This window comes from Micromonospora sp. CNZ322 (genome assembly GCF_007827755.1).
Genome location: NZ_VITD01000004.1, coordinates 367088 through 391998, shown reverse-complemented (window position 1 = coordinate 391998; position 24911 = coordinate 367088). Strand labels below are relative to the sequence as shown.

At 72.3% G+C, this 24911-nt stretch carries 20 protein-coding genes and 1 pseudogene; 8 read left to right on the top strand and 13 right to left on the bottom strand.

Annotated features, from left to right (window positions below; translation table 11 throughout):
- Window positions 1–12 precede the first annotated feature (12 nt).
- A pseudogene (locus tag FB453_RS13185) lies at window positions 13–1725 on the bottom strand (hypothetical protein); the annotation flags it as partial.
- A gap of 1044 nt (window positions 1726–2769) precedes the next feature.
- On the opposite strand from FB453_RS13185, the gene FB453_RS34195 reads away from it, so the two are divergent.
- The 3 genes from FB453_RS34195 (at window position 2770) to FB453_RS13175 (ending at window position 4374) form a co-directional block, all read left to right on the top strand.
- Window positions 2770–3054, top strand: coding sequence for a hypothetical protein (locus FB453_RS34195; protein ID WP_186718269.1), 285 nt, complete (start codon window positions 2770–2772; stop codon window positions 3052–3054).
- A 389-nt stretch (window positions 3055–3443) separates the two neighbouring features.
- Window positions 3444–4082: a TetR/AcrR family transcriptional regulator gene (locus tag FB453_RS13180; protein WP_030489514.1), complete on the top strand. Its 639-nt coding sequence runs from the start codon at window positions 3444–3446 to the stop codon at window positions 4080–4082.
- Window positions 4083–4146: 64 nt separating this feature from the next.
- Complete coding sequence (locus FB453_RS13175) at window positions 4147–4374, top strand: DUF3107 domain-containing protein (protein WP_088950288.1); 228 nt, start codon at window positions 4147–4149, stop codon at window positions 4372–4374.
- A 75-nt stretch (window positions 4375–4449) separates the two neighbouring features.
- Here the strand turns inward: FB453_RS13175 and FB453_RS13170 are convergent, their stop codons facing one another.
- Window positions 4450–5085 carry a ferritin-like fold-containing protein gene (locus FB453_RS13170; RefSeq protein WP_486480255.1) on the bottom strand — a complete coding sequence of 212 codons (636 nt, stop codon included), beginning with the start codon at window positions 5083–5085 and terminating at the stop codon, window positions 4450–4452.
- 344 nt (window positions 5086–5429) lie between these two features.
- Between FB453_RS13170 and FB453_RS13165 the strand changes: the two genes are divergently transcribed.
- Window positions 5430–7118 (top strand): DEAD/DEAH box helicase, encoded by a 1689-nt coding sequence (locus FB453_RS13165; protein WP_112584741.1) that lies wholly within the window; start codon window positions 5430–5432, stop codon window positions 7116–7118.
- An 88-nt stretch (window positions 7119–7206) separates the two neighbouring features.
- Window positions 7207–8361 carry a class I SAM-dependent methyltransferase gene (locus FB453_RS13160; RefSeq protein ID WP_145790206.1) on the top strand — a complete coding sequence of 385 codons (1155 nt, stop codon included), beginning with the start codon at window positions 7207–7209 and terminating at the stop codon, window positions 8359–8361.
- Here FB453_RS13160 and FB453_RS13155 read toward each other — a convergent pair.
- Entirely contained in the window at window positions 8358–8813 is a 456-nt protein-coding gene (locus FB453_RS13155; RefSeq protein ID WP_145790204.1) for a hypothetical protein, read from the bottom strand. The genes FB453_RS13160 and FB453_RS13155 overlap by 4 nt on opposite strands.
- Window positions 8814–9059: 246 nt before the next feature.
- On the opposite strand from FB453_RS13155, the gene FB453_RS13150 reads away from it, so the two are divergent.
- A complete protein-coding gene (locus FB453_RS13150) occupies window positions 9060–9476 on the top strand; it encodes a helix-turn-helix domain-containing protein (RefSeq protein WP_091402568.1) in 417 nt (138 codons plus the stop codon).
- A 107-nt stretch (window positions 9477–9583) separates the two neighbouring features.
- Here FB453_RS13150 and FB453_RS13145 read toward each other — a convergent pair whose 3' ends face one another.
- From FB453_RS13145 to FB453_RS13110, 8 genes are all read right to left on the bottom strand, one after another.
- The gene (locus FB453_RS13145; protein ID WP_145790202.1) at window positions 9584–10510 is read right to left on the bottom strand and encodes a hypothetical protein; all 927 of its coding nucleotides are present in this window, start codon (window positions 10508–10510) and stop codon (window positions 9584–9586) included.
- Window positions 10511–10729: 219 nt separating this feature from the next.
- Window positions 10730–12862, bottom strand: coding sequence for a DEAD/DEAH box helicase (locus tag FB453_RS13140; RefSeq protein WP_145790200.1), 2133 nt, complete (start codon window positions 12860–12862; stop codon window positions 10730–10732).
- A 119-nt stretch (window positions 12863–12981) separates the two neighbouring features.
- Window positions 12982–14091 carry a branched-chain amino acid ABC transporter permease gene (locus tag FB453_RS13135; RefSeq protein ID WP_145790198.1) on the bottom strand — a complete coding sequence of 370 codons (1110 nt, stop codon included), beginning with the start codon at window positions 14089–14091 and terminating at the stop codon, window positions 12982–12984.
- Window positions 14088–14978: a branched-chain amino acid ABC transporter permease gene (locus tag FB453_RS13130; protein WP_112584735.1), complete on the bottom strand. Its 891-nt coding sequence runs from the start codon at window positions 14976–14978 to the stop codon at window positions 14088–14090. The genes FB453_RS13135 and FB453_RS13130 overlap by 4 nt, the downstream gene beginning before the upstream one ends.
- The gene (locus FB453_RS13125; RefSeq protein WP_181518617.1) at window positions 14978–15757 is read right to left on the bottom strand and encodes an ABC transporter ATP-binding protein; all 780 of its coding nucleotides are present in this window, start codon (window positions 15755–15757) and stop codon (window positions 14978–14980) included. The genes FB453_RS13130 and FB453_RS13125 overlap by 1 nt, the downstream gene beginning before the upstream one ends.
- Window positions 15757–16500, bottom strand: coding sequence for an ABC transporter ATP-binding protein (locus FB453_RS13120; protein ID WP_112584733.1), 744 nt, complete (start codon window positions 16498–16500; stop codon window positions 15757–15759). The genes FB453_RS13125 and FB453_RS13120 overlap by 1 nt, the downstream gene beginning before the upstream one ends.
- A gap of 2 nt (window positions 16501–16502) precedes the next feature.
- Window positions 16503–17702 carry a substrate-binding domain-containing protein gene (locus FB453_RS13115; protein WP_145790196.1) on the bottom strand — a complete coding sequence of 400 codons (1200 nt, stop codon included), beginning with the start codon at window positions 17700–17702 and terminating at the stop codon, window positions 16503–16505.
- Window positions 17703–18149: 447 nt separating this feature from the next.
- A complete protein-coding gene (locus FB453_RS13110) occupies window positions 18150–19262 on the bottom strand; it encodes a glycerophosphodiester phosphodiesterase (RefSeq protein WP_145790194.1) in 1113 nt (370 codons plus the stop codon).
- A 139-nt stretch (window positions 19263–19401) separates the two neighbouring features.
- Here FB453_RS13110 and FB453_RS13105 point away from each other — a divergent pair, with 139 nt between their 5' ends.
- Window positions 19402–20736, top strand: coding sequence for a potassium transporter TrkG (locus FB453_RS13105; RefSeq protein WP_145790192.1), 1335 nt, complete (start codon window positions 19402–19404; stop codon window positions 20734–20736).
- Between the two features lie 68 nt (window positions 20737–20804).
- Window positions 20805–21473 carry a potassium channel family protein gene (locus FB453_RS13100; protein WP_145790190.1) on the top strand — a complete coding sequence of 223 codons (669 nt, stop codon included), beginning with the start codon at window positions 20805–20807 and terminating at the stop codon, window positions 21471–21473.
- A 113-nt stretch (window positions 21474–21586) separates the two neighbouring features.
- Here the strand turns inward: FB453_RS13100 and FB453_RS13095 are convergent, their stop codons facing one another.
- Window positions 21587–23242 (bottom strand): serine/threonine-protein kinase, encoded by a 1656-nt coding sequence (locus FB453_RS13095; protein WP_145790188.1) that lies wholly within the window; start codon window positions 23240–23242, stop codon window positions 21587–21589.
- A gap of 71 nt (window positions 23243–23313) precedes the next feature.
- The gene (locus FB453_RS13090; RefSeq protein WP_486480254.1) at window positions 23314–24876 is read right to left on the bottom strand and encodes a fused MFS transporter/spermidine synthase family protein; all 1563 of its coding nucleotides are present in this window, start codon (window positions 24874–24876) and stop codon (window positions 23314–23316) included.
- Window positions 24877–24911 lie beyond the last annotated feature (35 nt).

Genomic DNA, 24911 nt, shown 5'->3' with positions numbered 1-24911 from the left:
GCCTCGAACCACTCAGGACAGCAGCGCCTCCAGCCGACGGTTGACCGCCGCCAGCGTCGCCCGGACCACCGCCTGACGCGGATCACCCGCGACCAGGGCCGACCCGGCGAGCTGCTCGACCCAGCCCTCACAGACCAGCAGCGCCACCACGGTGGCCACCTCGCAATTGCCGAACGGCACCACTGCCGCGTGTTCGACGAAACAGCGCCCCCGCTCGGCGTTCTCGGCGCCGCGCAGCAACTCGTCCACCGCGGCCGCCGCCGCCACCGCGCAGAGCCGCAACACGTAGCCGTCAACCGCCGGCCCGGTGGCGTACCCGGAGGCGCTGTCGCCCCCGGCCAGCAGCCGGACCTCCACGTTCGCGTCCAGCCCGAAGGTGCTGACCTGCACGTGGTCGATCACCACTCGGGGCCCCGGCGTACCGCCGGTCTCCAGCGGCCGGGACGGCGCCGACTCCGTCGTGGTCACCTGACCACCGGAGTACGACGTGCCCAGCGTCGCCGGGCTACCGGTCGCGCCGCCGGTCGGCGCGGACGAGACCGACCCGGGTTCCTCCACCGTGGCGCGCCCCCGGTGCGGAGCGTTCGACCGGCGGCGGCGCGTCGGATCCGTGCCGCTCCGCTGCTCCGGGCCGGACGGCGAGGACTCGACCCGACCACAGGACGGACGGACGACCGTCGGCGACTCGGCCGACCGAACCTCGCCGCCATCGCGCGAAGCCGCGTTTCGAGTCTCCGGGGTACGCCGCTCGGCGGGCTCAGCCGCGCGACGGCGAACCGGTGGAGGTGGCGTGCTGGGCAGACCGGGCACGTTCTGCGGGGCCGCGGCCAACCCCATCCGCTCCTGGAGCAGCCGGGCCACCTGCCGGCTCACCTCGGCCGGGTCGGCGCCGTCGGCCAGGTCCAGTCGCAGACTGTGCGCTCCCGCCGGCGTACGGCGTAGGGCCGCGTCGCGGACACCGGCCACCTCCCGGACGGCGTCCAGGATGGCGTTGACATCGAACCCCTCGGGGCGCTCCCGCAGGGGGGCCGGCTCGTCGTCCCGGCGCAGGTGAGTGGCGATGCGGGCGAGTTCCGGGGTTTCGGCGGGTGGATCCACGGCTGGCGGCTCCGGCACGACGGGCACGTCCGGTTCCGCGGGGACGCGCTGCGGCAGCACCGCCGCGCTCGCAGCCGACGGCCGGCCATCGTCGGCCGGCGACGTCGGGTCGGGTGCGGATCGGCGCGCCGCGTAGGCGGAGGCGGACGCCGGTGCGGGCTGATCGCGGCGGCCGGAACCTTTGGTGGCGGTGGGCGGGACCGCCGCGGTGGAGGACGGGGTGGCGTCAGTCGATGGCAAGCCGTTGACCGGCGCGGCCGGTGGGGGCGGCTCGACGGGTGACGGACCGGGCTCGGGTGTCGCCGGCCGGAGCCGGAACGGTGCGGTCGGCCGGACGTCGGGCCGCGACCGGCCGGGCGTCTCGCCTCCGTCGCCCCCACCGGCGCTGGCCGACCGGCTGGCCGGCCACGACGGGCGCTCCACCGGGGTGGCCGGGAGCCGGCCCTCGGACCAGTCCGGCCGCTCGGCCCGGGAACTGCTCGCCGTCGGCGAACCGCCGGTCCAGGACGCGCGCTCGGCGACCAGCGACGGGCCTGCCGGAGCCGGTGGCGTGTCGGTCAGCGTGGGAGGTGGCCCGGCCGGAGCCGGAGGCGGGCCGGCGGGTGCCGGAGGTATCGCCTCGGCCGGTGCGGGCGGGTCGGCCGAGGCGGGGCTGGAGGCCCAGGAGGGTCGCGTCGACGGGGAGCTGACCGGTGCCGGATCGGCACCGGCGGCCCAGGACGGTCGCGTCGACGCCGCGCTGGTCGCGGGCGGTTCGGACCCGCCAGCCCAGGACGGTCGTACCGGCGGCACGCCGGTCGCCGCCTCGGACCCGCCGGCCCAGGACGGCCGCACCGGCGGCACGCTGGTCGGCGTCGGATCGGACCCCCCGGCCCAGGAGGGCCGCGCGGGCGACGCGCTGGTGGGGTCGGGATCGGCCCCGCCAGCCCAGGAAGGACGGTCGGGCCGGGGTCCGCCGGTCGCCCCGGACCCCGCCCAGGACGGACGGTCGGCCGGCGGACCACTGGTCGGCGTCGCACCACCCGCCCAGGACGGCCGGTCGGCCGGTGGTGCGCTGGTCGGTTCGGCGGGGTGTTCCGGGGTGGACTCGGACTCGCCCCGGCCGGGTTCGTACGCCCGGGGTGGATCGACGCGCACCGGCTCGTACGGGCGGGGCACCTCGGCACGCACCGGCTCGTACGGCTGGTGGGGTTCGCCGACCCAGTCCGGCGCCGGCTCGTCCCGTGCTGTCGGGCCAGCCGGCTCGTCGTCCTGCCGGGACCAGGGCGGGGCCCACCCGCCACCCCAGCTCGGGCGGTTCCAGCTCGGCCCCGACCAGTCGGGCTCGATGGCCGACGACTCCCCAGCCCGGTGAGTTTCGCCGGGACGGTGCGCGTCCCCGGCGCGATGCGTCTCTGCCGGTCGGGAGCCTTCGCCAGCGCGGCCGGGCTCGCCCTCGTCGGCGGACGCGGCCGGGCCCGGGGTGCGCCCCGAGGCCGCTGCGGGCTCGGGTGCGAGCGGGTCCCGCCAGTCGCGTGGCGCGGTCGGACTCTCGTCGGCGGCCAGCCGCTCGCCGGTCGGCGCGTGGAAACCGGGCGGCACCTCGAAACCCGATGCCGCGGTGCCGACGGGCGGCACCTGGACGGCCGGTGGGGCCGAGGTGGGCAACCCGGGCTCGGCCCAGCGGGCACGGTGCGTGGCAGCCGGATCGACGGTGGAGTGTGGGGCGGGGCCCTGGTCGGGCTCGACGGCACCCTGCTCCGTCGGCGGTGCGGGACGTTGGGCGGGCACCACGAGCCGGTCGCTGGCCGCCCCGGGGCGACCCTCGGCGGGCAGCCCGGGCGGGGCGCTCACCGGCGTGGCGCGTCCCGCGGGCGGTTCGAGACCGGGGTGGTGGACGCCGTTGACGTCGTCCGGGTGGTGCGCGCCGTTGACGTGGTGGCCGTTGGTGCGGGCCGGCGACTCGGGGTCGCCTGACCGTCCGACCAGCGGCGATGGCAGATCGCCGTGCCGTGTCGAGGAGGTCCGCCAGCCCGACGCGGGGTCGGGCTGCCAGCGCGGCGCCTCATCCCGGGCGTCCTCGCGGTCGGCGGCTCGGGGCCACCCACCCGTCGGAGGCGCCCACCCACTGACGGAACGGCTCGGGTCGTCGTGCTGACCCGCTCCGTCACCGTGCTCTCCCGGGGTGGCGGCTCCGGGTTGCCCTGTTTCACTCACCGCGCGCTCCTTGGTCGCCCCCGCTGAGGCTACCGTGTGCCGAGAGTGGCGATAAGTTACAGCGGCGGGCCATTTCCACGACCGAGGTCACGGGCCTCGCCCGGTCTGGGGGGAAAATGCCGGCTCGTACGGAGAACTCGGAGGATCCCATGACCGCTGCGGGGAACGGTGCACAGACCGCTGGCCGGCCCACCCGCCTGCCCCGCTCCGCGCGTCGTAAGCAGCTTCTCGCTGCGGCGCAGGAGGTGTTCGTCGCGCAGGGCTACCACGCCGCCGCGATGGACGACATCGCCGAGCGGGCGGGGGTCTCGAAGCCGGTGCTCTACCAACACTTTCCCGGAAAGATGGATCTCTACCTGGCGCTGCTCGACACGCACTGTGACGCCATCGTCGCTCAGGTGCAGGACGCGATGCGCGGTACCAGCGACAACAAGGAGCGGGTCAGCGCGTCGGTACGGGCGTACTTCGACTTCGTCGACCACGAGAGCGAGGCGTTCCGGCTCGTCTTCGAGTCGGATCTGCGCAACGACCCGGCCGTGCGGCAGCGGGTGGAGCGGGTCGAGCAGGGCTGCATCGCGGCGATCACCGACACCATCATCTCCGACACCGGGGTGAGCCGGGCGCACGCCGAACTGCTCGCCTCCGGGCTGGTCGGCGCAGCGGAGACGGCCGCGCAGTTCTGGCTGGCCGGCGGCCGGCAGGTGCCGAAGGCCGAGGCCGAGGCGTTGGTGGCCGCGCTGTCCTGGCGGGGTATCGCGAGCTTCCCGCTGCAAGGTGAGTCAGCCTGACCGCCGGCCCCGTGATCGGATAGCCTTCGCAGGGCGGTTCTTTCGCCCCAGTTGAGGAGGCACAGTGGAGGTCAAGATCGGCGTGCAGTACGCGCCACGCGAGCTGGTAGTGGACAGCGCGCAGTCGCCGGCCGAGATCGAGCAGATCGTGACCGACGCCTTCGCCGGCAACGGCGGCACGCTCTCCCTGACCGACGAGAAGGGCCGGCGGGTCATCGTTCCGGTCGAGAAGGTCGCCTACGTCGAGATCGCCGAGGCGTCGTCCCGGGCGGTCGGGTTCACCGTCCGCTGACCGGTCCGGCCATCGCGGCAGGTCGGCACTCGGCCCACCTGCCGCAGGCCGGCACCGGCCGACCCGCCCGGGTGGTCAGTTGTTCAGCCCGGCGGCGGCCATCCGCGCCGTGTGCGTGGTGGTGAGCCTGCCGAACAGCCCCGGCACGTCGACCCGGCCGTCGCGCGCGATCAGCGCGGTGAGGGTGGCCCGCTCGGCGGCGACGCGGCCGGCCTGGGACAACGCCTCGCCGACCAGCCGGCGGGCCCACATCGAGAGTCGACCAGCCACCCGGGGGTCGTCGGCGACGGCCACCCGGATCTCCGCCGCGGCGAAATCCGCGTACCGGGAGTCGTGCAGGACGTCCAGCACCAGCGCCCGGTCCGGTTCCTCCAGCGCATCGGCGATCTCGCGAACGAAGTCGTCGGTGATCGCGTCGCCCACGTACGCCTTGGTGACCACTTCCGCCCAGTCCCGTGGCTCGGTCGAATCGTGGTAAGCCTGCAACGGCTCGACATAGGGCGCCATCGCAGCCTCCGGCGGTACGCCCAGCGCGGTGAGCCGGTCGGCGATGCGCCGGTAGTTGGCGATCTCGGCCGCGGCCATCTCGTTCAGTGCGGCCCGGCGGCGCAGGTCAGGAGCGAGCCGGGCATCGCCCGCCATCCGCTCGAAGGCGAGCAGCTCACCGAAGGCGACCAGACCCAGCAGGTCGGCGTACGCGGAACCGGACACGAGCGGCAGGCTATCGCGCACCGGCCCTGGCGGGCGTCCCGCGCACCCCAGCGCAACTTCACGATCAAGGTCGACGGGATGGGCGGCGCGTAATTGGTGTGGCGTAGGTCACATTTACTTGCCCCGCGTGGCGAGTGGCCGACCGGGAATCGCGACGGGGACATGCCTGTTCAGGTAACATGGAGCAGTTGCCGTGGGCGCCGATCTGATCGAAGCTCAGCCCGCGGCGCGCGTGCGGCCCGGTCCGGCTCGGCAATCTGCCGCCGACCGTGTGGCCCGCGTCATACCGAACGCGCCCTGAGGACATGACGGGCGCACCCACGAGAGGGCACCCCCACATCCACATGAGCGACCTGACTCAAGATTTGCTGGACGGCCAGGAACTGGCCCCCACCGCCCCGGTTCGACCGGAGGCCCCCACGTTCGCCGCACTCGGCGCCCGCGCCGAGACCGTCGAGGCCCTGGCCTCGGCCGGCATCACCCGCGCCTTCGCCATCCAGGAGTACGCGATCCCGATCGCGCTGCGCGGCGTCGACCTGATCGGTCAGGCGCCCACCGGCACCGGCAAGACCCTCGGCTTCGGCGTACCGCTGCTCGACCGGGTCTTCGCCCCGGGCGAGGGCAGCGACGGTGTTCCCCAGGCGCTGGTTGTCGTCCCCACCCGTGAGCTGGGCATCCAGGTCGCCAAGGACCTGGCCGCCGCCGGCCGGACGCGTGGCGTCCGGGTGCTGCCGATCTACGGCGGCGTGGCCTACGAGCCGCAGATCGACGCGCTGCGCAAGGGCGTCGAGATCCTGGTCGGCACGCCTGGCCGACTGATGGATCTGCAGAAGCAGAAGCACCTCCGGCTCGACCGGGTGCACGCACTCGTCCTCGACGAGGCCGACCGGATGCTCGACCTGGGCTTCCTCGACGACGTCGAGAAGATCCTGGCGATGCTTCCGGAAGACCGGCAGACGATGCTCTTCTCGGCCACCATGCCGGACCCGATCGTCACCCTGTCGCGGCGCTTCCTGCGCCAGCCGATGACGATCCACGCCGGGCACACCGCCGAGACCGGCCCGTCGCCGCAGACGCAGCAGTTGGTCTACCGCACCCACTCGATGAACAAGGTCGAGGTGGTGGCGCGCATCCTCCAGGCGGAGGGGCGTGGGCTGACCATGATCTTCACGCGTACCAAGCGAGCCGCCGACCGGGTCGCCGAGGACCTCGACTTCCGCGGGTTCGCGGTCGCCGCAGTGCACGGTGACCTCGGCCAGGGCGCCCGCGAGCGGGCCCTGCGGGCCTTCCGGGCCGGCAAGATCGACATCCTGGTCGCCACCGACGTGGCGGCGCGTGGGCTGGACGTCACCGGCGTCACCCACGTCATCAACTACGACTGCCCGGAAGACCAGGACACCTACACCCACCGGATCGGTCGTACCGGCCGGGCCGGCGCGACCGGTGTCGCGGTGACCTTCGTCGACTGGGACGACATGCCACGCTGGCGGATCATCGACAAGACCCTCGGTCTGGAGATGCCGGAGCCGCCGGAGACGTACCACACGTCGCCGCACCTTTACACCGACCTGCACATCTCCACCGAGGTCAGCGGCACGCTGCCCACGGCCGAGCGCACCCGGGCCGGGCTGTCCGCCGAGATCGAAGAGGATCTGGGTGGGACGACCCGCTCCCGCCGGGGCGACAGCGGTGGTCGGGGCCCCCGACGCGGCGAGAGCCGTGGTGAGGGTCGCGGCGAGCGCCGTGGTCGGGGCGATGGCCGCCGCGACCGCTCCGACGCCGACACGCCGGCCGTCGCCGAGGCACCCGCGGCCGACGCCGCCGACGAAGGCACCCGTACCCCCCGCCGCCGGCGTCGTCGCCGGGCCGGCGAGGTGGTCGCGGCCGAGGCGACCGCGGTGATCTCCGCCGACGCCGGCCCCTCCGAGCCGGCCACCGCGTCCGACGGCGAGGCGTCCAAGCCGCGCCGCCGACGCCGCCGCCGTGGTGGCGGTTCCGGTGCGGACACGCCGGCCGAGGCGACCGCGGACTGACCACCAGCCACACCTGACATCCCCCGCACCGCCTCGCGCGGCGCGGGGGATGTTCCCTTCTCCCACCCCACCTGCCGAAGATGGAACGATGCCGCAACCACTGGACGCCGCCCTGACCGAGGTTCGGGCGCTGCTGCTCGACCCCGCCCTGACCCGGGCGGTCGCCGCCGGACGTCGACGCGGTCGCCGCCCCACCGTTGACCGGGCCGAGCTGCGGCCGGTGCGGCTCAAGGCCGGGCCCCGGATGCAGATCACCACGTCCGACGGTGCGCGCCCCTACACCCGCAACCTCGCTTCCGGTCCGGAGGCCGCTGCGGCGATCGACGAACTGCTCGCCGAGCCGTTCGGCAACTGGCACGTCGAGACGGCTGACGCGACTCTCCAACTGCGGGTGACCAAGTCCGGCGAGGCGCAGGTGCACCGGGCCGCGACGTCCCGCCCGGCGGCGACGCCCACCGGAAACGACCGGACGAAGGAATACCTGCTCGACCCCGGCGACCCGATCTTCGCGGAGATCGGCGGCTCGGCGGCCAAGCGCCGCCAGGTGGACGCGTTCCTGCGGGCCCTGGCCGCGACCCTGCCCGACGACCTGACCGGTCCGCTGCGGGTGGTCGACCTCGGCTGCGGCAACGCCTACCTGACGTTCGCCGCGTACCGCTACCTGACGAGTCGGGGGCTCGACGTCCAGCTGGTCGGCGTGGACGTCCGGGAGGACCAGCGGCGGCGCAACACCGAGCTGGCGCAGCGGCTGGGCTGGGCCGAGCAGATCAGCTTCGTGGCCGGGACGATCGCCGACGCCGTCGTCGACCCCGCCCCCGACCTGGTGCTGGCGCTGCACGCCTGCGACACCGCCACCGACGAGGCGCTGGCTCGCGCGGTGCGCTGGGAGGCCCGCTGGGTGCTGGCCGCGCCGTGCTGCCACCACGATCTGGCGAGGCAGCTCCGCGCCCACCCCGCCCCGGCCCCGTACGAGCTGCTGACCCGGCAGGGCATCCTGCGCGAGCGCTTCGCCGACGTGCTCACCGACGCGCTGCGCGCCGGGCTGCTGCGGGTGCACGGGTACCGGACCGAGGTGGTGGAGTTCGTGGACTCGCAGCACACCCCGCGTAACCTGCTGATCCGCGCCCGTCGCACCGGTGCCGGGGCAACCGAGCCGCAGCGCGCGGAGTACCGCGAGCTGGTGGACCAGTGGCAGGTCACTCCCCGGCTGGAGACCCTGCTGGCCACCGGAGAGGCGTCCTAGCTCCTGGGTGGCTGGCGTCGGCGGTCCCGGCCACCGTTGCGCTCGCTGGCACCACGGTCGAGGACCGACACCCGGTCCGCGGCGGGTCGCTGGGTGGCCCACTCACCGTCGCCCGGTGCGGTCGGGAATGGTACGACCTTGCCCCCGGTCTCGGCGTTGCCGGCCGCCGCGAAGGCGTTCCAGGAGATGTCGACCAGTAGCTTCTTCACCTCGGCGTGCCGGATGGCGGCGTTCTGTTGCAACGCCATCCGGGCGCCGAGCAGGACCGCGACGAGCGTGGTGGTGATGGTGCCGGTGGCGGCCAGCACCTGGAGACCGGTCGCGGAGTCGGTGCGGAGCACCAGGACCAGCAACCAGATCCAGAACGCGGCGGCGAAGACGCCGGCCTTGGCGACGAAGAAGAGGCTCACCGCACCGGGCTGGTACGGCTGGGGGCGGCTCGATTCGGCCATGGTGCTCCTCGGCGGTGGTCCGGTCGGAGGCGGCAGCGACAGACGCGATGTCGGGACGGGCACCGAGCCTAATGGAAGAACGATGAAGATCGCTCGATGCAATTTTCGTTCTGCACACACGCTTCCGGAGAAAGTCTCGTCCACGGGACAGTTTGTGCGGTCAGTCAATTGTTTCCGGCTCCTGGCGTACTACCCTCGGAAGGCGCATCGTCCCGGTGCTCCGGTGGGAGGGGAAGACACACAGGGATGGGATCCGCCGACGTATCACCGCAGATGGCCTTCGCCCGCTTCGTCCGGCGCGCCATCGATGACGCTCGCGACGAACGTGGCTGGACCGTGACTGATCTTGCCTCGCACACGGGCGTGGGTCGCTCCACCGTCTTCCGCTGGCTGGCCGGTGACTGGCAGGACTATCCCGAGTTGGCCAAGGTGCGCGGCTTCTGCGCCGCACTGGATCTGCCGGTCGCCGCCGCGTTCCGCGCTCTCGGGCTGCCCGACGCCGGCCCCGCGCCTCGCCGCCGCCACGACGACGGCCCGGTCGAGGCCGACGTCCGGGCCATCCTGGACCGGCTGGCCGACCCCACGGTCCCCGCCGAGGAGAAGCACCACATCCGCGACCTGCTCCGCTACCTGGCCCGCCGCCCCATCCGCCGAGCCGGCTGAACCCCGCTCCCGCTCCCGCTGATCATGAAGTTATTGCCAAGACACGCCGCGGCGAGTGGCAAGAACTTCATGATCAACGCAAGGAAGGCGACGGAGGGCCGGGGCGCCTAGGGGACGGTCAGAGTGAATTCGGCTGTTCGGACTTCGGCGTTCACCTGGAAGTCGAGGTAGAGGCGGTAGCGGCCTGGGCCGGGGGTGGTCAACCAGAACCTGATCTGACCGTCCACCAACTCGGTTTCCGGGTGCACGTGCAGGTAGCCGAGGTCGCCCTCGCGCAACGCCACCAGGTGCCCGTACGCCCCGAGGTAGCGCTCCAGCGGGGCTGCGCCGCCAGCACCGTCGACCCGGAAGGTCAGCGGCACTGTCGCCCCGGCCTGCGGCGTGCCCTGGTAGCCGACGGTGAAGCCGTCCACGGTCGTCGAGGTGGTCGGCGCCGGCAGTGGACGGGGCCGATAGTCGCCGGGTGCCACCAGGTCCGTCCCGAGGGTCACCGCGGTCTGGGCGCCGTTGTCGGCGACCACTGTGAAATCGGCGTACGCGCGCCAGAGGCCGGGCTGTGCGAGGGTCAACGGCACCGACCAGGTGCCGTCCGTCGCCATGGTCGGGTGCAGATGCTGGTAACCGGTCAGGTCCCGCCGGACGACGATGAGGTGCATCGGCTTGTCGTGCACGATGGCGAACCGGGTCACCGGCCGGCGCTGTGCGTCGCGCACCTGGAAGCGGAGCTGACCGGGGCGACCCGCCGCGAACTCGGTGGCCAGGGGCACCACTGTGAACCCGGCCGAGCTGACCGCCAGACCGCCCGGCTCGGTGGCCGCGCCCTGATCGGTGGTGGTGGCACTGCCGTGGTTGTGCGGCGCGACGCCCGGTGGGTCGGTGTGCTCGGCGGCCAACGACGGACTGCCGGTGACGGCACCGTTGGCGTTCAGCCGGCCGAGCCCGAAGCCGAGCAGCACCGCCAGCACCAGCCCGCCGACCACCAGCGCCAGCCTTATAGTGCTCCGGTCCGGCTCGGCGGGGCCCTGGTCAGTCACGACCGACGCCCAGCGCCTGACCGGCCTCGCCGCCGGCGGTCGGGTCCGTGCCGGCGGTCGGGTCCGTGCCGGCACACGCGCGGCGGACGGGCTGCTGGTCGGTCATGCCGCCCACGGTACCGCCGCGTCCGGCCGCGTCAGGCCGACGCCCGGACAGCGTGGCGACGGTCGCATTCGACACCGCCCGGGAACTTTCCCACCCAACCGGACGGCAGCGGGTCAGCCGGCCACGGCGAGGGCGAGCGGGAGCACGTCGGTCGCGCCGGCACGGCGTAGGGCCCGGGCCACCAGCGTCATCGTCCAGCCCGAGTCGATCAGGTCGTCGACGAGCAGCACCGGGCCGTCCAGCCCGGCCAGGGCGTCGGCCAGGTCGGTCGGCACTGTGAAGGCGTCGTGCAGCGCGCGTACCCGTTGGGCGCTGTTGCCGCGCGGCCCGGCCGGGCCATCGGGGCCGGTCGCGGTGACCTCGCCGAGCAGCGGCAGCCGGCCCACTGTGGCGATCCGCTCCGCCAGCGAGCCGAGCAGCCGGGGCCGCCGCCGGGAACCGACGGCGACCACCGCCACCGGCCGACGGGGCCACGGGGCGTCGCCGTGCGCCCACGCCTTCAGCACCTCCACGACCGCGCCGGCGACGTCGTCGGGCACCGGCGCGTCGGGCGCTTCCGGGCCGACGAGAGCGCGCAGCCGGCCACCCCAGCCCAGGTCGGAGAGGCGCCCGACGGCCCGACCCGGCAGCGCCTGGTCCGCGGGGGCGATCCGGCCCTTGAGGGGTACGCCCACCGCGTCGAGCCCGGTCGGCCAGAGCTTCTTCGGCGCGATCTCCACGCCGGGTCGACCCAGAAAGGTCTGCGCGGCGGAGAGCGCGGCCGTCGACACGTCCGCGGCGAAGAGTGGGTCGGCGCACCTGTCGCATCGGCCGCAGTCAGCCGCCTCGGTGTCGTCCAGGCGTTCCCGTAGATACCGCATCCGGCAGTCGGACGTCGTCGCGTACTCCCGCATAGCCTGTTGCTCGACGGTGCGTGCCTCGGCGACGCGGCGCAACCGGGCCTCGTCGTAGACCCACGGCTCGCCGGTGGCGAGCCAACCACCGCGCACCCGGCGGACCGCGCCGTCCACGTCGAGCACCTTGAGCATCAGCTCCAACCGGGCCCGGCGCAGGTCGACGAGGGGTTCGAGAGCCTGGGTGGAGAGCGGGCGGTCGGTGTGCAGGGCGGCCAGCACGGCCCGGACCTGCTGCTCCGGTGGGAACGCGAGCGAGGCGAAATAACGCCAGATCGCGGCGTCCTCGACGCCGGGCAGCAGCAGCACCTCGGCGTGCTCGACGGCGCGGCCCGCGCGGCCGACCTGCTGGTAGTACGCGATCGGCGAGGGTGGCGCGCCGAGGTGGACGACGAAGCCCAGGTCCGGCTTGTCGAAGCCCATGCCGAGGGCGCTGGTGGCGACCAAAGCCTTGATCTTGTTGTCGAGCAGGTCCTGTTCGGCGGCCCGCCGGTCGGCGTCGTCGGACTGCCCGCTGTACGAGGCGACCGGGTAGCCCCGGGAGCGCAGGAATTCGGCAGTCTCCCCCGCTGCCGCCACGGTCAGCGTGTAGACGATGCCCGAGCCGGGCAGCTGGTCCAGGTGGTCGGCGAGCCAGGCCAGCCGGTGCGCCGGGCTGGGCAGGTCGAGCACCCCGAGGCGCAGCGACTCGCGGTCCAGGGTGCCGCGCAGGATGAGGGCGTCGCCCAGCTGCTCGGCGACATCCTGGGTGACCCGGGCGTTGGCGGTGGCGGTGGTCGCCAGCACAGGGGTGCGCTCGGGCAGCTCGGCGAGGAACGTCCGCAGCCGCCGGTAGTCCGGTCGGAAGTCGTGCCCCCAGTCGGAGACGCAGTGCGCCTCGTCGACCACCAGCAGGCCGGTGGTGGCGGCCAACTTCGGCAGGACGCCGTCGCGGAAATCCGGGTTGTTGAGGCGTTCCGGGCTGATCAGCAGCACGTCCACCGCGCCGGTCTGGATCTCGGCGGTGATCTCGTCCCACTCGTCGAGGTTCGCCGAGTTGATCGTGCGGGCCCGGATGCCGGCCCGCGCGGCGGCCTCGACCTGGTTGCGCATCAACGCCAGCAGCGGCGAGACGATGACGGTCGGCCCGGCCTGGTGGCCCTGCTCGCGGTCCCGGAGCAGTGCGGTGGCCACGAAGTAGACAGCCGACTTGCCCCAACCGGTGCGCTGGACGCAGAGCACCCGTCGCCGGTCGACGACCAGCGCCTCGATGGCGCGCCACTGATCCTCGCGCAGCCGGGCGTGGTCACCGGCCAGCCGGCGCAGCACCGCCTCGGCCCGTTCCCGTACCGCTGCCCGCTCTGCTGTCTCCACCCGGCATTTCTACCAGCGCCGTCCGTCATCCCCCTGTTGATCAAGAGGTTTGCGTCATCATTCGGCCGGATTCCGACGCAAACCTCTTGATCAACAGGGTCGACGTGGAGTCAACGCGCTCAGCCGCGTCGTGGGGGACGGAGCGCTCGGGTCAGGTGGGACAGGCGGGGGGCGAGGCTGGTCAGGCCACCTGGGAAGAAGTAGACAGCCAGGATGAAGACAGTGCCCAGGACGAACAGCGGCTGGCTCAGCGGACGGCTGAGGACGGCCGGTAGGTTGTCCACCGCGTCGCTCGTGCCGAAGGCGGTGAGCCGGTGATCCAGGTACATGTAGAGGACACCACCGAGCACCGGACCCCACCGGGTGCCAGGCCCGCCGAGCACCACCATGACCAGCAGCGACAGGGTCAGCTCGGACGACGTGATGTGCGGCGACGCGCCGCCGACGATCAGGACGTAGACCACCCCGCCCGCCGACGCCAAGCCGCCGGCCAGGGTGAACGCCACCAGCTTGTAGCGGTACGGGTCCAACCCGAGCACACCGATCCGCCGCTCGTCGTCGCGCAGCCCGGCGAGCACCCGACCGGTCGGTGAGCCGCTCACCCGGTGCACCACGAAGACCACCAGGGTCAGGTACGCCAACGCCAACCAGTACAGGTTGACCGTGTTGGTCACCCCCACCAGCCCGGCGGGCAGCCCCGACACGTCCAGCGGCAGGCCCTCCTCGCCACCGGTGAGCCCGCCGAAGTCCCGGGCCACCAGGATCGCCCCGACCTGGGCGAAGGCCAACGTGACCATGGCGAACGCGATGCCCACCGTCCGCAGCGCCACCGCGCCGAGCAGCGCGGCGAGGATGGTGCCGCCGGTGACGGTCAGCAGCGCCGCCTGCCACAGCGGCAGACCGGCCCGGGTGACCAGGATGTCGGTGCCGTAGACACCGGCGGCGAAGTACAGCGCGTGCCCGAAGGAGAGCATCCCGGTCCGGCCGAAGAGCAGGTCGTACCCGGCCGCCAGCCCGCCGAAGATCAGGCAGATGGCGAGCAGTTGCAGGGTGCCGGGTGAGTTGACCGGCCCCTCGAAGATCCCCGGCAGGGAGATCGTCGAGTACGGCAGGATCGCCAGCACGACCAGTGCGACCAGCGGCAGGAACGGGCGGACCCGGTGCCATCGCCCCCGCTGCGGGCTCAGTTCGTCGGGCACCTGTGCGCGAGGCGCGTCGATCACCGTCATGCCGTTGCCACCTTTCCGGCGATGCCCTGCGGGCGCAGCAGCAGCACCACGGCCAGCAGCCCGACCACGCAGATGTCGCCCAGCCCGGACGTGCCGTAGTAGTTGACGAACTGCTGCACCAGCCCGACCACGACCGCCGCGTACGCGGAGCCGACCACCGAGCCCATTCCGCCGATCACCACCACGATGAACGCGAAGATCAGTAGCGAGCCGCCCTGCCCGGGCGAGACGGTGCCGAAGTAGACCCCGCCGAGCGCGCCGGCGAGCGCGGCGGCCGCCCCACCGATCGCGAAGACCAGCGTGAACGCCTTGCGGACGTCGATGCCCAACGCGGTCACCATCTCCCGGTTCTCCACCCCGGCCCGGATCACCAGGCCGTACCGGGTCCACCGCAGGAACGCCAGGATCGCGCCGAGCACCAGCACCGCCGCGATGATCAGCAGCAGGCCACCGTTCGGCACCTGCGCGCCGAAGATCCCGGTCACCTGCCGGGTCCAGTCCGGACGCGGGAACGGCCGGGCGTCCGCACCCCAGGTGGCCTGGAGCAACGCCACCCCGGCCAGCGACAGCCCGACGGTGACCAGCACCTGCTCGATGGTGCGGGAGTACAGCGGGCGGATCAGCACCAGCTCGACCAGGATCGCGACCAGCGTGCCGGCGGCCACCCCGAAGGCGACAGCCAACACGAAGCCGAACCCGTCCGGGCCGGCGCCCGGCAGGTTGCCCGCCGCCCACCAGGTGCCGTACGCGCCGACGCCGAGGAACAGCCCGTGCGCGAAGTTGAGCACGTCGGCCAGGCCGAAGACCAGGGACAGGCCGGAGGCGACCAGGAAGTACAGCGCCGCCAGACCGAGCCCGGTCAACGCCAACAGGATCACTGTGCCCATCAGAGCTGGTCCTCCCTCGCGGCTGCGGGGCTCGCAAGCTCACTCCTCGCGCTCGGCGTGGCCACCTCCGCGGAGCCGACACCGAGCAGCGACTTCGTCAACGCGGTCTCCAACAGCAACTCGTGGGCGTCGCCGGTCCAGGCCACCTTGCCGGCGGCCAGCACGACCGCGTCGCGGGCCAGTCGGCGTACGACGGCCAGGTTCTGCTCGACCAGCAGCACCGGCACCGACTCCGCGACCCGTTCCAACACCTCGGCCACCTCGGTCACCACCTTCGGCGCCAACCCCTTGGTCGGCTCGTCGACGAGCAGCAGCCGGTTGTCGTTGAGCAGCACCCGACCGATGGCGAGCATCTGCTGCTGCCCGCCGGAGAGCGAACCGGCCCGTTGCCGTCCGCGCCGGTCCAGCTCCGGAAAGAGCGCGAAGACCTTGTCGTACGCCGGGGTGGTGCCGCGCCGTTCGGCGAGCCGCAGGTTCTCCGCGACGGTGAGCCCGGCGAACACGCAGCGGTCCTCGGGCACGTAGCCGAGCCCACCGCGGACCAGCCGGTGCGTCGGCCGGGCCAGCAGGCTCTGCGCGCCCATCCGGATGGTGCCGCGGACCTCCCCGGCGGGCGGGGTGAGGCCGACGATCGCGCGCAGCGTGGTGGTCTTGCCGACGCCGTTGCGACCGAGCAGGACGGTCACGCCGGTCGGGGCGACAGTGAAGGACACCCCCTGGAGGATGTGCAGCCCGGAGATCCGGACCGACAGCTCCTCCACACTGAGGATCGGTTCCATCAGAGCGACTCCCCCAGGTAGGCCTCTTGCACTGTGGGGTTGGCCATCACCGTCTCCGGGGTGTCGCAGGCCAGCAGCGCGCCGTGGTGCATGACGGCGATGCGGTCGGCCAGTTCCAGGATGACGTCCATGTGGTGCTCGACCATCAGCACCGCCCGGCCGCTGTCGCCGGTCAACGACTTGATGACGGCGACCAGCTCCGGCACGTCCTCGGCGCTGACCCCGGCCATCGGCTCGTCCAGCAGCATCACCCGCGGTTCACCGGCGAGCAGCAGGGCGATCTCCAGTTTGCGCTTCTCGCCGTGGGCCAGGGTGCCGGCGAGGGCCGTACCCCGGTGGGCGAGGCCGACCCGGTCGAGCGCCGCGTCGGCGGCGGCGGCGACCTCCCGGTCGGCCGCCGCCCGCCGCCACAGCGCCATCGAGCCCCCGCGGTGCGCCTGCACGGCGAGCCGGACGTTCTCCCGCACGCTGAGCGAGCCGAAGACCGAGGACGCCTGGAAGGTACGGCCCAGACCGAGGCGGGCCCGCCGGTGCGGCGGAAGCGCGCCGATGTCCTGCCCGTCCAGGACGATCCGGCCCTCGGTTGCCCGGCGCAGACCGGTGATCAGGTTGAACAGTGAGGTCTTACCGGCGCCGTTGGGCCCGATGACGCCCAGGAACTCCCCGGGCGCCAGATCGAGGTAGACGCTGTCGACGATGGCGACCTCACCGATCCGCCAGGTCAGACCGCGGGTGGCGAGCATGGTCAGCCCTTCATGGCCACGGCCGGCGGCGCGGTCTCGTCACCGGTGAGGCTCTTCTGCGCGGTGGCGGTGAACGCGGTGCCGCTGCCGGTCAGCTTGGCCTGGAACATCGGCTGGAGCAGCGCGTGGTCGGCGGCCCGGATGGTCATCTTGCCCTTGACCCCGTCGAAGCTCCAGCCCTCCAGCGCGGTGGCCATCTTGTCGACGTCGTCCCCACCCTCCTGCGCGGCCCGGACCACCATCTGCGCGGCGGCGAAGCCGTCCGGGTGGAACAGGTCGATGGTGTTGACAGTGGCCTTCAGCGCCTTGCTGGCCTCGGTGTCGCTGGCACCGTCGAAGTAGTGCGACAGGAAGGAGATCTTCGCGCCGGCGGCACCGAAGGTCGGCCACGAGGCGCGGATGTCCAGGCCGGTGACGACAGTGGTGGACGAGAGGACGCCCTGCTGGTCGAGGGTCTGCCACATGGCCGGGGCGGTGGTGCCCGCCCACGCCACGAAGAGCAGGTCCGGCTTGGCGGCCTTGATCTGGCTGGCGAACGGGGTGAACTCGGTGGCACTGGCCGGGGCCCGGACGCTGCTCACCGTCGCGCCCGCACTGCCGATGACGGCCTTGACGGCAGCCTCGTTGGCGTCGCCGAACGCGCCGTCCTGGGCGAAGACCACCACCTTTTTGCCGGTGGGGTCGCCGATGAACGACTTGGCGGTCACCACGTCCTGGTACGACTGCCGACCGGAGCGGAAGGTGTACTTGTTCGCGCCGGTCACCGCGTCCGTGGCGGCCGGGCCGGAGATGAACAGCACCTTGTTCTGCGCCGCGATCGGCGCCACCTGGAGTGCCACACCGGAGGCGGTGGAGCCAGCAATGATCTTCGTGCCCTTGCCGATCAGGTCCTTCGCCGCGGAGACCGCCTTGGCCGGGTCGCCCGCGTCGTCGACCTCGGTCAGCTCGATCTTCCGGTCACCGACCTTGCCGGTGCCCTTGGTGGCGAAGTCCAACCCCGCCTTGAACCCCTCGATGTACTGCTTTCCATAGCTGGCCAGGGCTCCCGACTGGGAGTAAACCAGGCCGACCTTGACCGGCGCGGCACTGTCGCCGCCGCCGGTGGCGGTGTCCTGCGGGCTGCCACAGGCCGTGGCGGCCAGCGCCGCGGCCATCATCGTGGCGGCGGAGAGGAACGCCCGCCGCGTCGTCCGGACCGTCATTGCGACTCCACATGAGGACTCAGAGGGAGAGAACTTCTTCGTGACGGCTCACGCTAGAAGTGACGTCACCCACGAGCTATGTGGCAGAAACACACAAGTAACAGGAATGAGGTGGCCGGAGGTTACAGCGGGCCGCACTACCAGCCGGGAGCCCACGCCCTCGATGGCCCGAACCCCCACGGACCACCCGAGCCGTGTGTCGCCCCGCACCATTCGCCCGGTTCGGGCAGGGCTACCCCGTCAAGATCGTGCTCGATCCTGGTTGTAGTGGCCTCTGGCCGCCGCGACACCACTACTTCCTGGATCGAGTGCGATCTTGCGGCGTGGGCCGCCCGAACGTGCCGCTGGCCCGCCGTCCGGGTGGCGGAAGGCGGGCCAGCGTGTGGGCCGGTCCTGGTCGGCCCGGTGGTCGACTCGGAGCGGATCAGCTCCGGGCCGAGATGTGGGTCAGCGGCCGGCGAGGGCGGCGACGGCAGTGTCCGGGTGGTCGCTGAAGACACCGTCGAGGCCCAGGCCGAGGAAGAGTTCGTACTCGGCGGTGATGTCGCCGCGCGCGTTCGGGTCGGTGCCGATCCGGAAGTCCACCGGGAGGAACTGGTTCTCGGCGCGGAACGTCCAGGAGTGCACGAGCAGCCGCTCACGGTGCGCGTCGCGCACCACGTTGGTGGGGGCGAGCAGGGCGCCGGCGGCGTTCCGGGGGACGAGCAGGTTCTTGTTCGCGCCGATGCCGTCGGCGTACCCGGCGATCCACCTCAGGCCGGCCGGCGTGACCAGATCCTGGTAGGTGCGGGCGTCATCGGCGACGGTGAAGTCGTACGGACGGCCTGTCGCGTCGAGCAGTTGGACCAGCTTCACGTCGGTCAGGCGGCTCAGGCGGCGCAGGTTGGCCGTCTCGAACGACTGGATGAAGACCGGCGAGTTCTTCCGGTCCAGCTTGTTCTGCCGCAGCACCCGCAGCAGCGGCTCCTCCAACGGCAGTTTGATCGAGGCGAAGTAGGTCGGGTGCTTGGTCTCCGGGTAGATGCCGATGGTGCGGCCCCGTGCCCGCCCCTCGGTCCGGGCCAGGTCGATGACCTCCTGGAGGGTGGGCACCTCGAAGCGGCCGTCGAAGGCGGTGTTCGCCACGCGGACCTGCGGCAGCCGCTCCTTGGCCCGCAGCGTCTTCAGCTCGGCGAGGGTGAAGTCCTCAGTGAACCACCCGGTCACCGCGACACCGTCGATGGTCTTCGTCGCCTTGCGGGCCGCGAACTCCGGGTGGGTCGACACGTCGGTGGTGCCGGAAATCTCGTTCTCGTGCCGGGCGACCAGCACGCCGTCGGAGGTGGAGACCAGGTCCGGCTCGATGTAGTCGGCACCCATCCGGATCGCCAACCGGTACGCCTCCAGCGTGTGCTCCGGCCGGTAGCCGCTGGCGCCACGGTGACCGATCACGATTGGTCGGTCGTTGGCCCGGGAGCGGTCCGCGTTGGCCGTTGGTTCGGCCGCGGCCACGGCCGGCAGGGCCACGGCGGCGGCGAGCAGAGCGCTGGCCACGCCGAGGGTCGAAAGGGTACGTCGCAACGCCGTCTCCTGTCATCGATGGTCCGGGTAAGCAGACCGCCCGTGATTTGCCAGGAGTTGGTCGATGGCTGGCCGGCAGATGAATCTCCGGAATGCCCGTTCCCACTCCAGGACTGTGGGCGGACAGGAAGATTGTCTGGTGCGCCGGTTTTTCCGCAATCCCGTGCGGCTGGTGCCGTTCGCGTTCCTGGTGCCGATCCTGCTCGGTACCGGGTTGCTCATGACGCGCTGGGCGACCACCGAACACGTACGCCCACCCGTGGTCACGGCGCTCTTCACCGCCACCTCGGCCGTGTCGGTCACCGGCATGGCCATCACCGACACGCCGAACTACTGGTCCGACGCTGGACTGGTGGTGATCACCCTGCTCACCCAGCTCGGCGGCCTCGGCATCCTCACCGTCGCGGCGTTGGTCATCCTGGTGGTCTCCAGTCAGCTCGGGCTGCGCAACCGGTTGCTGGTGCAGGCCGAGACGGGGGAGTTCGGCATCGGTGACGTGGGTCGATTGCTCCGCCGGATCGCGCTGACCGTCTTCGCCTGCGAGGCGGTGATGACAGTGCTGGTCGCCGGTCGGCTCTGGCTGGCCTACGACTATCCCTTCGGGCAGGCCCTCTGGTCGGGCGTCTTCCACGCCGTGCAGGCGTTCAACAACGGTGGATTCGCGCTCTACACCGAGGGCCTGCTGGCCTTCAGCCGTGACCCGTGGGTGTCGCTGCCCCTGGCGATCGGCGCGATCATCGGCGGTCTCGGGTTTCCCGCGCTCTTCGAGGCGGTCCGCGAGTGGCGGCAACCCACCCGCTGGGCGGTGGCGACGAAGTTGACCATCTGGGGCAGCGCGGCGCTGCTGCTGGTCGGCTTCGCTGGCCTGCTCGCCGCCGAGTGGACCAACGCGAGCACGATCGGCCAGTACGACGTACCCGGGAAGGTCCTCGCGTCGTTCACCCAGATCGCGCTGAGCCGCACCGGCGGCTACAGCGTCGTGAACATCGCCGCTCTCCAGGAGGAGAGCTATCCCCTGCTGATCGTGCTGATGTTCATCGGCGGCGGCAGCGCCAGCACGGCCGGTGGCATCAAGGTCTCCACGTTCTTCCTGCTGGCGTTCACCATCTGGGCGGAGCTGCGGGGTGAGCCCGACGTGACGATCGGACACCGGCGGGTGGCCACCGCGAGCCAGCGGCAGGCGATCACCGTGGCGCTGCTCAGCGTCGCGTTGGTGACGGCCGGAACCATGCTGTTGCTGCTGCTCACCGAGGGCGTCCGCTTCGTCGCGGCCCTGTTCGAGATCACCTCGGCGTTCAGCACCACAGGTCTGACCATCGGTCTGGCCGCCGAACTGCCGGCCGGCGGCCAACTGGTGCTGACCGTGCTGATGTTCATCGGACGCGTCGGGACGCTCACCCTGGGGTCGGCGATCGCCCTGAACACCCGACGCCGGCTCTACCGCTATCCCCAGGAGCAACCCATTGTCGGCTAGGGCGTGTTTCGGAAGTGTCGGCCGACCCACACGTCGGAGACGCACCCGTGGAAGCAGGGAGGGCCGAGGTGTCGGCTAGACGCGCGGACAGCGGCGGCATCGTGGTGATCGGGCTGGGTCGATTCGGTTGCCACCTGGCCGGGTCGCTGAGCCGGATGAACCGCGAGGTGTTGGCCATTGACCGCAGCCCGGCGAAGGTGCAGCGCTGGTCGGCGCAGCTTGACCGGGTGGTTCAGGCCGACGCGACCGAGGAGGGGGCGCTGCGGCAGCTGGGCATCACCAGTTTCGGGCGGGCGGTGGTGGCCATCGGGGCCTCGGTCGAGGCGAGTGTGCTCACCGTGTTGGCGCTGGTCGAGCTGGGTGTGCCCCAGATCTGGGCACGGGCCACCTCGCAGAAGCACGCCAAGATCCTGGCGTCGGTGGGCGCGCACCACGTGATCTTTCCGGAGGCGGAGACCGGGGACCGGGTCGCGCACCTGATCGTCAGCCGGTTGCTCGACTTCATCGAGTTCGACGACGACTTCGCCATCGCCGCCGTCCGGGTGCCGGAGTCACTGGTCGGGCGCACCCTGCTCGATCTGAAACCGGAGGAGCGCTTCGGGGTACGCGTGGTCGGCGCCAAGCTGCCGGGCGAACGCTTCCGGTACACCTCCGACGACACGGCGCTCCCCCAGGGCGGGGTGCTCATCGTCGAGGGTGGGATCGACCAGGTGCAGCAATTCGCGGGGATGCGCTGACCTGCTCCCCAGGGCGAGACCGATCGGGGCCGTCGGACCAACTGGTCTGACGGCCCCGAAGTGTGGCGACACAATGTGGCCTGCTCACTTCCGGTGACCACGCGGCCCCTTGGTCACCTTTCCGCTTTTCCCTTACCACCACCGGCGGCCTTCGCGGGGTTCGCCGGAGCCTTCGCAGGCTTCGGCGGCTTGGCCTTCGACGCGCCGCCGCCCGAACCGGAGCCGCTGGGCACCTTCGCCGCCTTGGGCGGAGCCTTCGTCGTGGCGGCCTTGCTCGGCGGGGCCGTCGACGGCGCACTGCCGGCGACACCGGACACCCGAACCCCGCAGGTCGCCTCGCCAAGCCGGAACTCCACCGGCAAGGGGTTCGCCCCGCTGTACTTACCCGTGAGGATCACCTTCTCGGCCGCACCGGGGGCCAGCGTGGTGCGCTGGGCCGCCGGTCGGATCAGCACCGTGCTCCCCTGCTGGTGCACCGGCGCGGGCTCCGCCTTCGTCACCTTCTGCTGACCGGGGAAGGTGAAGCTCATCGCCCAGTCCCGCAGCTCACGACCACCGGTGTTGGTCAAAGTCAGCTCGGCGGCGAACTCGGTGCCGGAGTCGGTGCGCAAGGCGTACGCCACCTCGCAGGGCGCCGCCGCCGGCAGACCCATCCGAGCCTCGGTCGTCGGCCGGTCCCCGCCGCTGGCCGGGCTGCGCGAGGTGAACCCCCACATGGCCCCGGTGACCGCGATCAGCCCGACGGCCGCCACTCCGGCCTCCACCCGCCGACGCCGGGTCACCCGCTGCTGCGTCCGACGGTCCCGGTTGCGGGTCCGCGACAGCGGCAACGCGTCGGTCGCCGCCGACCAGGGCAGGATCGTGGTACGCGCACTGCCGAGCATGGCCGCGTCCAGCGGCCCGGCGGCCGGGGAGACCGGCACCGCCGCGAGCATGCCGGCTGCCTCGGCGAGCGTCCGGGTCAGCTCGGCGGTGGCCGGCCGGTCCGCGGGCCGCTTGGCCAGGCAACGTCCGACCAGGTCGGCCACCCCGTCGGGCAGCCCCGGGACGGTGGGCATCGGCTCCGGGTCGTTGTACATGTGGGCGCGCAGCATCTGGGTGGTCGTGCTGGCCAGCCACGGCAGTCGGCCGGTGAGCATCCGGTAGAGCAGCAGCCCGACGGCGTACACGTCGGTGGCCGGGGAGACCTGGCCGTTGTCCAGCCGCTCCGGGGCGAGGTACGCGGGAGTGCCCAACAGCGCGCCGTCGGGGCCCTTCTCGCTCTCCCCGACGAGCGCGGAGATGCCGAAGTCGACCACCTTGACCCCGGTCGAGGTGAGCATGACGTTGCCCGGGGTGACGTCGCGGTGCACCACCCCGCGAGCGTGCGCGGTGGCCAGCGCCGAGCTGACCTCGGCGCCGATGGTCACCGCCTCCCGCCACGGCAGCTGGGTCTCCCGACCCAACCGGCTGGCAAGCGAAGCGCCGTCGACCAGCTCCATCACCACGTACGGCACGGTCAGACCGACCTGCTCGGACTCGCCGTAGTCGTACACGTTGGTGATGTTGGGGTGGCAGAGCCGCGCGGCGGCCTGCGCCTCGATCCGGATGCGGTGACGGAAGGCCCGGTCGCTGGCCAGCCGTGAGGCCAACACCTTCACCGCGACCTGGCGGCCGAGCACCTCGTCGTAGCCACGCCAGACCACCGACATGCCGCCCGCGCCGAGCTGCTCGATCAGCCGGTACCGCTCATCGAGCAGTTGCGCGCCGTTTCGGTCCCCACCACCCATGGTGAGCGATGTTGCCCAGGAACGGCCCGCCTACACCTGGAGTATCGGAATCGGTCAGGATTGTCACCCGATCAGGCGGTGGCCAGCAGTTGGTCCACCGGGGCGTAGTCGTCGGTCAACACCATCGCCCCGGCGACGAAGTCCGTCAGCGCCCCACCGGACAACAGGCTGACCTTCGGGTCCACCTCGGCCAGCCGGGCCCGGACAGCTTCCAGCGGCAACGGCGCGTCGGAGCCGACGATGAGGAAGTTGGAGCCCTGCTCCTGTGCGAGCGCTTCCGGCGGCGCGATCAACGCGACGTGCCCGAACTCGGCGGCCACGGTGGCCAACTCGGCACGGATGAACCGCAGCGGCGGGTAGTCGATGACGTTCTGCACGTACACGCCGCCGGGGCGGGTCACCCGTCGCACGTCGGCGGCCATCTCGCGGGTGGCCAGGTGCCAGGGCACCACCAGGTGCCCGAACGCATCACCGACCACCAGGTCACGGCTGTCGGTCGGCTCACCGGCAACCAGCATCCGGGCGTCACCCACCACCGCCCGCAGCTCCGGCCCCGGCCGTACGCCCAACTCCTGCTCACCCAGCTCGACCAGCCCGCCGTCGATCTCGAACACCAGGTTGTCGGTGCCCGGTCGGGTCGCGGTCAGGTAGCGCGGAACTGTGAAACCACCGCCGCCCAGATGCAGCGCGTCCAGGCGCTGACCGGCCGGCGCGGCGACGTCGCCGACCGCGCCGATCCACTTCGTGTACGCGTACTCCAGGTGTTTCGGGTCGGCGAGGTCCACGTACGAGTGCTGGGCGGAGTTGAGCAGCAGCGTCCGCCCGCTGGGCCGGGCGGGGTCCGCGGTGACCCGGGCGCAGTGGTACGCCGTCTCGATGTCGCACGGGTTGGGCGCCACGGTGGTCAGCCCCGCCCCGGCCAGGCCGAGCACTGCCAGCGCGGCCCGGGCCCGGGCCGGACCGGGCAGCTCGGTGCGCTCCTGCCGGCGCAGGTACCAGCCGAGGCCGATGCCGACCAGTCCGAGCGCGAGCGCCAGGGCCAGCAGGATGACGGTGCTGCGCAGCGCGGCGACCAGCACGAACCCGGTCAGCAGGGTTGCGGTGATGCCGCCCAGGGTGCCGATCCCGGAGAGTCGACCGACCACCTGGCCGGTGCGGCGCAGGTCGGCGAGCTGGAGTTTCACGACCAGCGGGGTGACCGCGGCCAGCAGCGCGGCCGGCACGAACACCGCCAACGCGACAAGCAGCAGGATGCCGCTGGCCGCACCACCGCGCAACACCTCACCGGCGTACCGGACGACGGGCAGGGTGATCGCGGTGGCGATGCCGGCCAGCACCAACGCCGGTGCCAGCAGGCCCCGCGGGTTGCGCCGGTCGGCCAGCCAACCGCCGGACCACGCCCCGTACGCGATCGCGGCCAGCGCGATGCCGATCACCGAGCTGGTCACCTGAAGGGTCACCCCGACGTACGGGCCGACCAGGCGCAGGGCGACGGTCTCCAGCACCAGCACGGCACCACTGGAGAAGAAGACCAGGAAGGCGGCCAGGCCGTTGGGCAGCGCCCGGCCGGTGACCGGCACGGGCGGGGCCGGGGATGCCGGCAGGGCCGCTACGTCGGACGGTGGGGAGCTCATCGTCGCGATGGTACGCAGCGAAGCTGGTGCTTCGG

Coding starts and splice junctions, on each gene's coding strand:
- FB453_RS13165 (WP_112584741.1), top strand. CDS start 5,430: ATGAGCGACCTGACTCAAGATTTGCTGGACGGCCAGGAACTGGCCCCC.
- FB453_RS13095 (WP_145790188.1), bottom strand. CDS start 23,242: ATGGGTGGTGGGGACCGAAACGGCGCGCAACTGCTCGATGAGCGGTAC.
- FB453_RS13120 (WP_112584733.1), bottom strand. CDS start 16,500: ATGCTCGCCACCCGCGGTCTGACCTGGCGGATCGGTGAGGTCGCCATC.
- FB453_RS13150 (WP_091402568.1), top strand. CDS start 9,060: ATGGGATCCGCCGACGTATCACCGCAGATGGCCTTCGCCCGCTTCGTC.
- FB453_RS13125 (WP_181518617.1), bottom strand. CDS start 15,757: ATGGAACCGATCCTCAGTGTGGAGGAGCTGTCGGTCCGGATCTCCGGG.
- FB453_RS13090 (WP_486480254.1), bottom strand. CDS start 24,876: ATGAGCTCCCCACCGTCCGACGTAGCGGCCCTGCCGGCATCCCCGGCC.
- FB453_RS13115 (WP_145790196.1), bottom strand. CDS start 17,702: ATGACGGTCCGGACGACGCGGCGGGCGTTCCTCTCCGCCGCCACGATG.
- FB453_RS13180 (WP_030489514.1), top strand. CDS start 3,444: ATGACCGCTGCGGGGAACGGTGCACAGACCGCTGGCCGGCCCACCCGC.
- FB453_RS13160 (WP_145790206.1), top strand. CDS start 7,207: ATGCCGCAACCACTGGACGCCGCCCTGACCGAGGTTCGGGCGCTGCTG.
- FB453_RS13155 (WP_145790204.1), bottom strand. CDS start 8,813: ATGGCCGAATCGAGCCGCCCCCAGCCGTACCAGCCCGGTGCGGTGAGC.
- FB453_RS13135 (WP_145790198.1), bottom strand. CDS start 14,091: ATGACGGTGATCGACGCGCCTCGCGCACAGGTGCCCGACGAACTGAGC.
- FB453_RS13130 (WP_112584735.1), bottom strand. CDS start 14,978: ATGGGCACAGTGATCCTGTTGGCGTTGACCGGGCTCGGTCTGGCGGCG.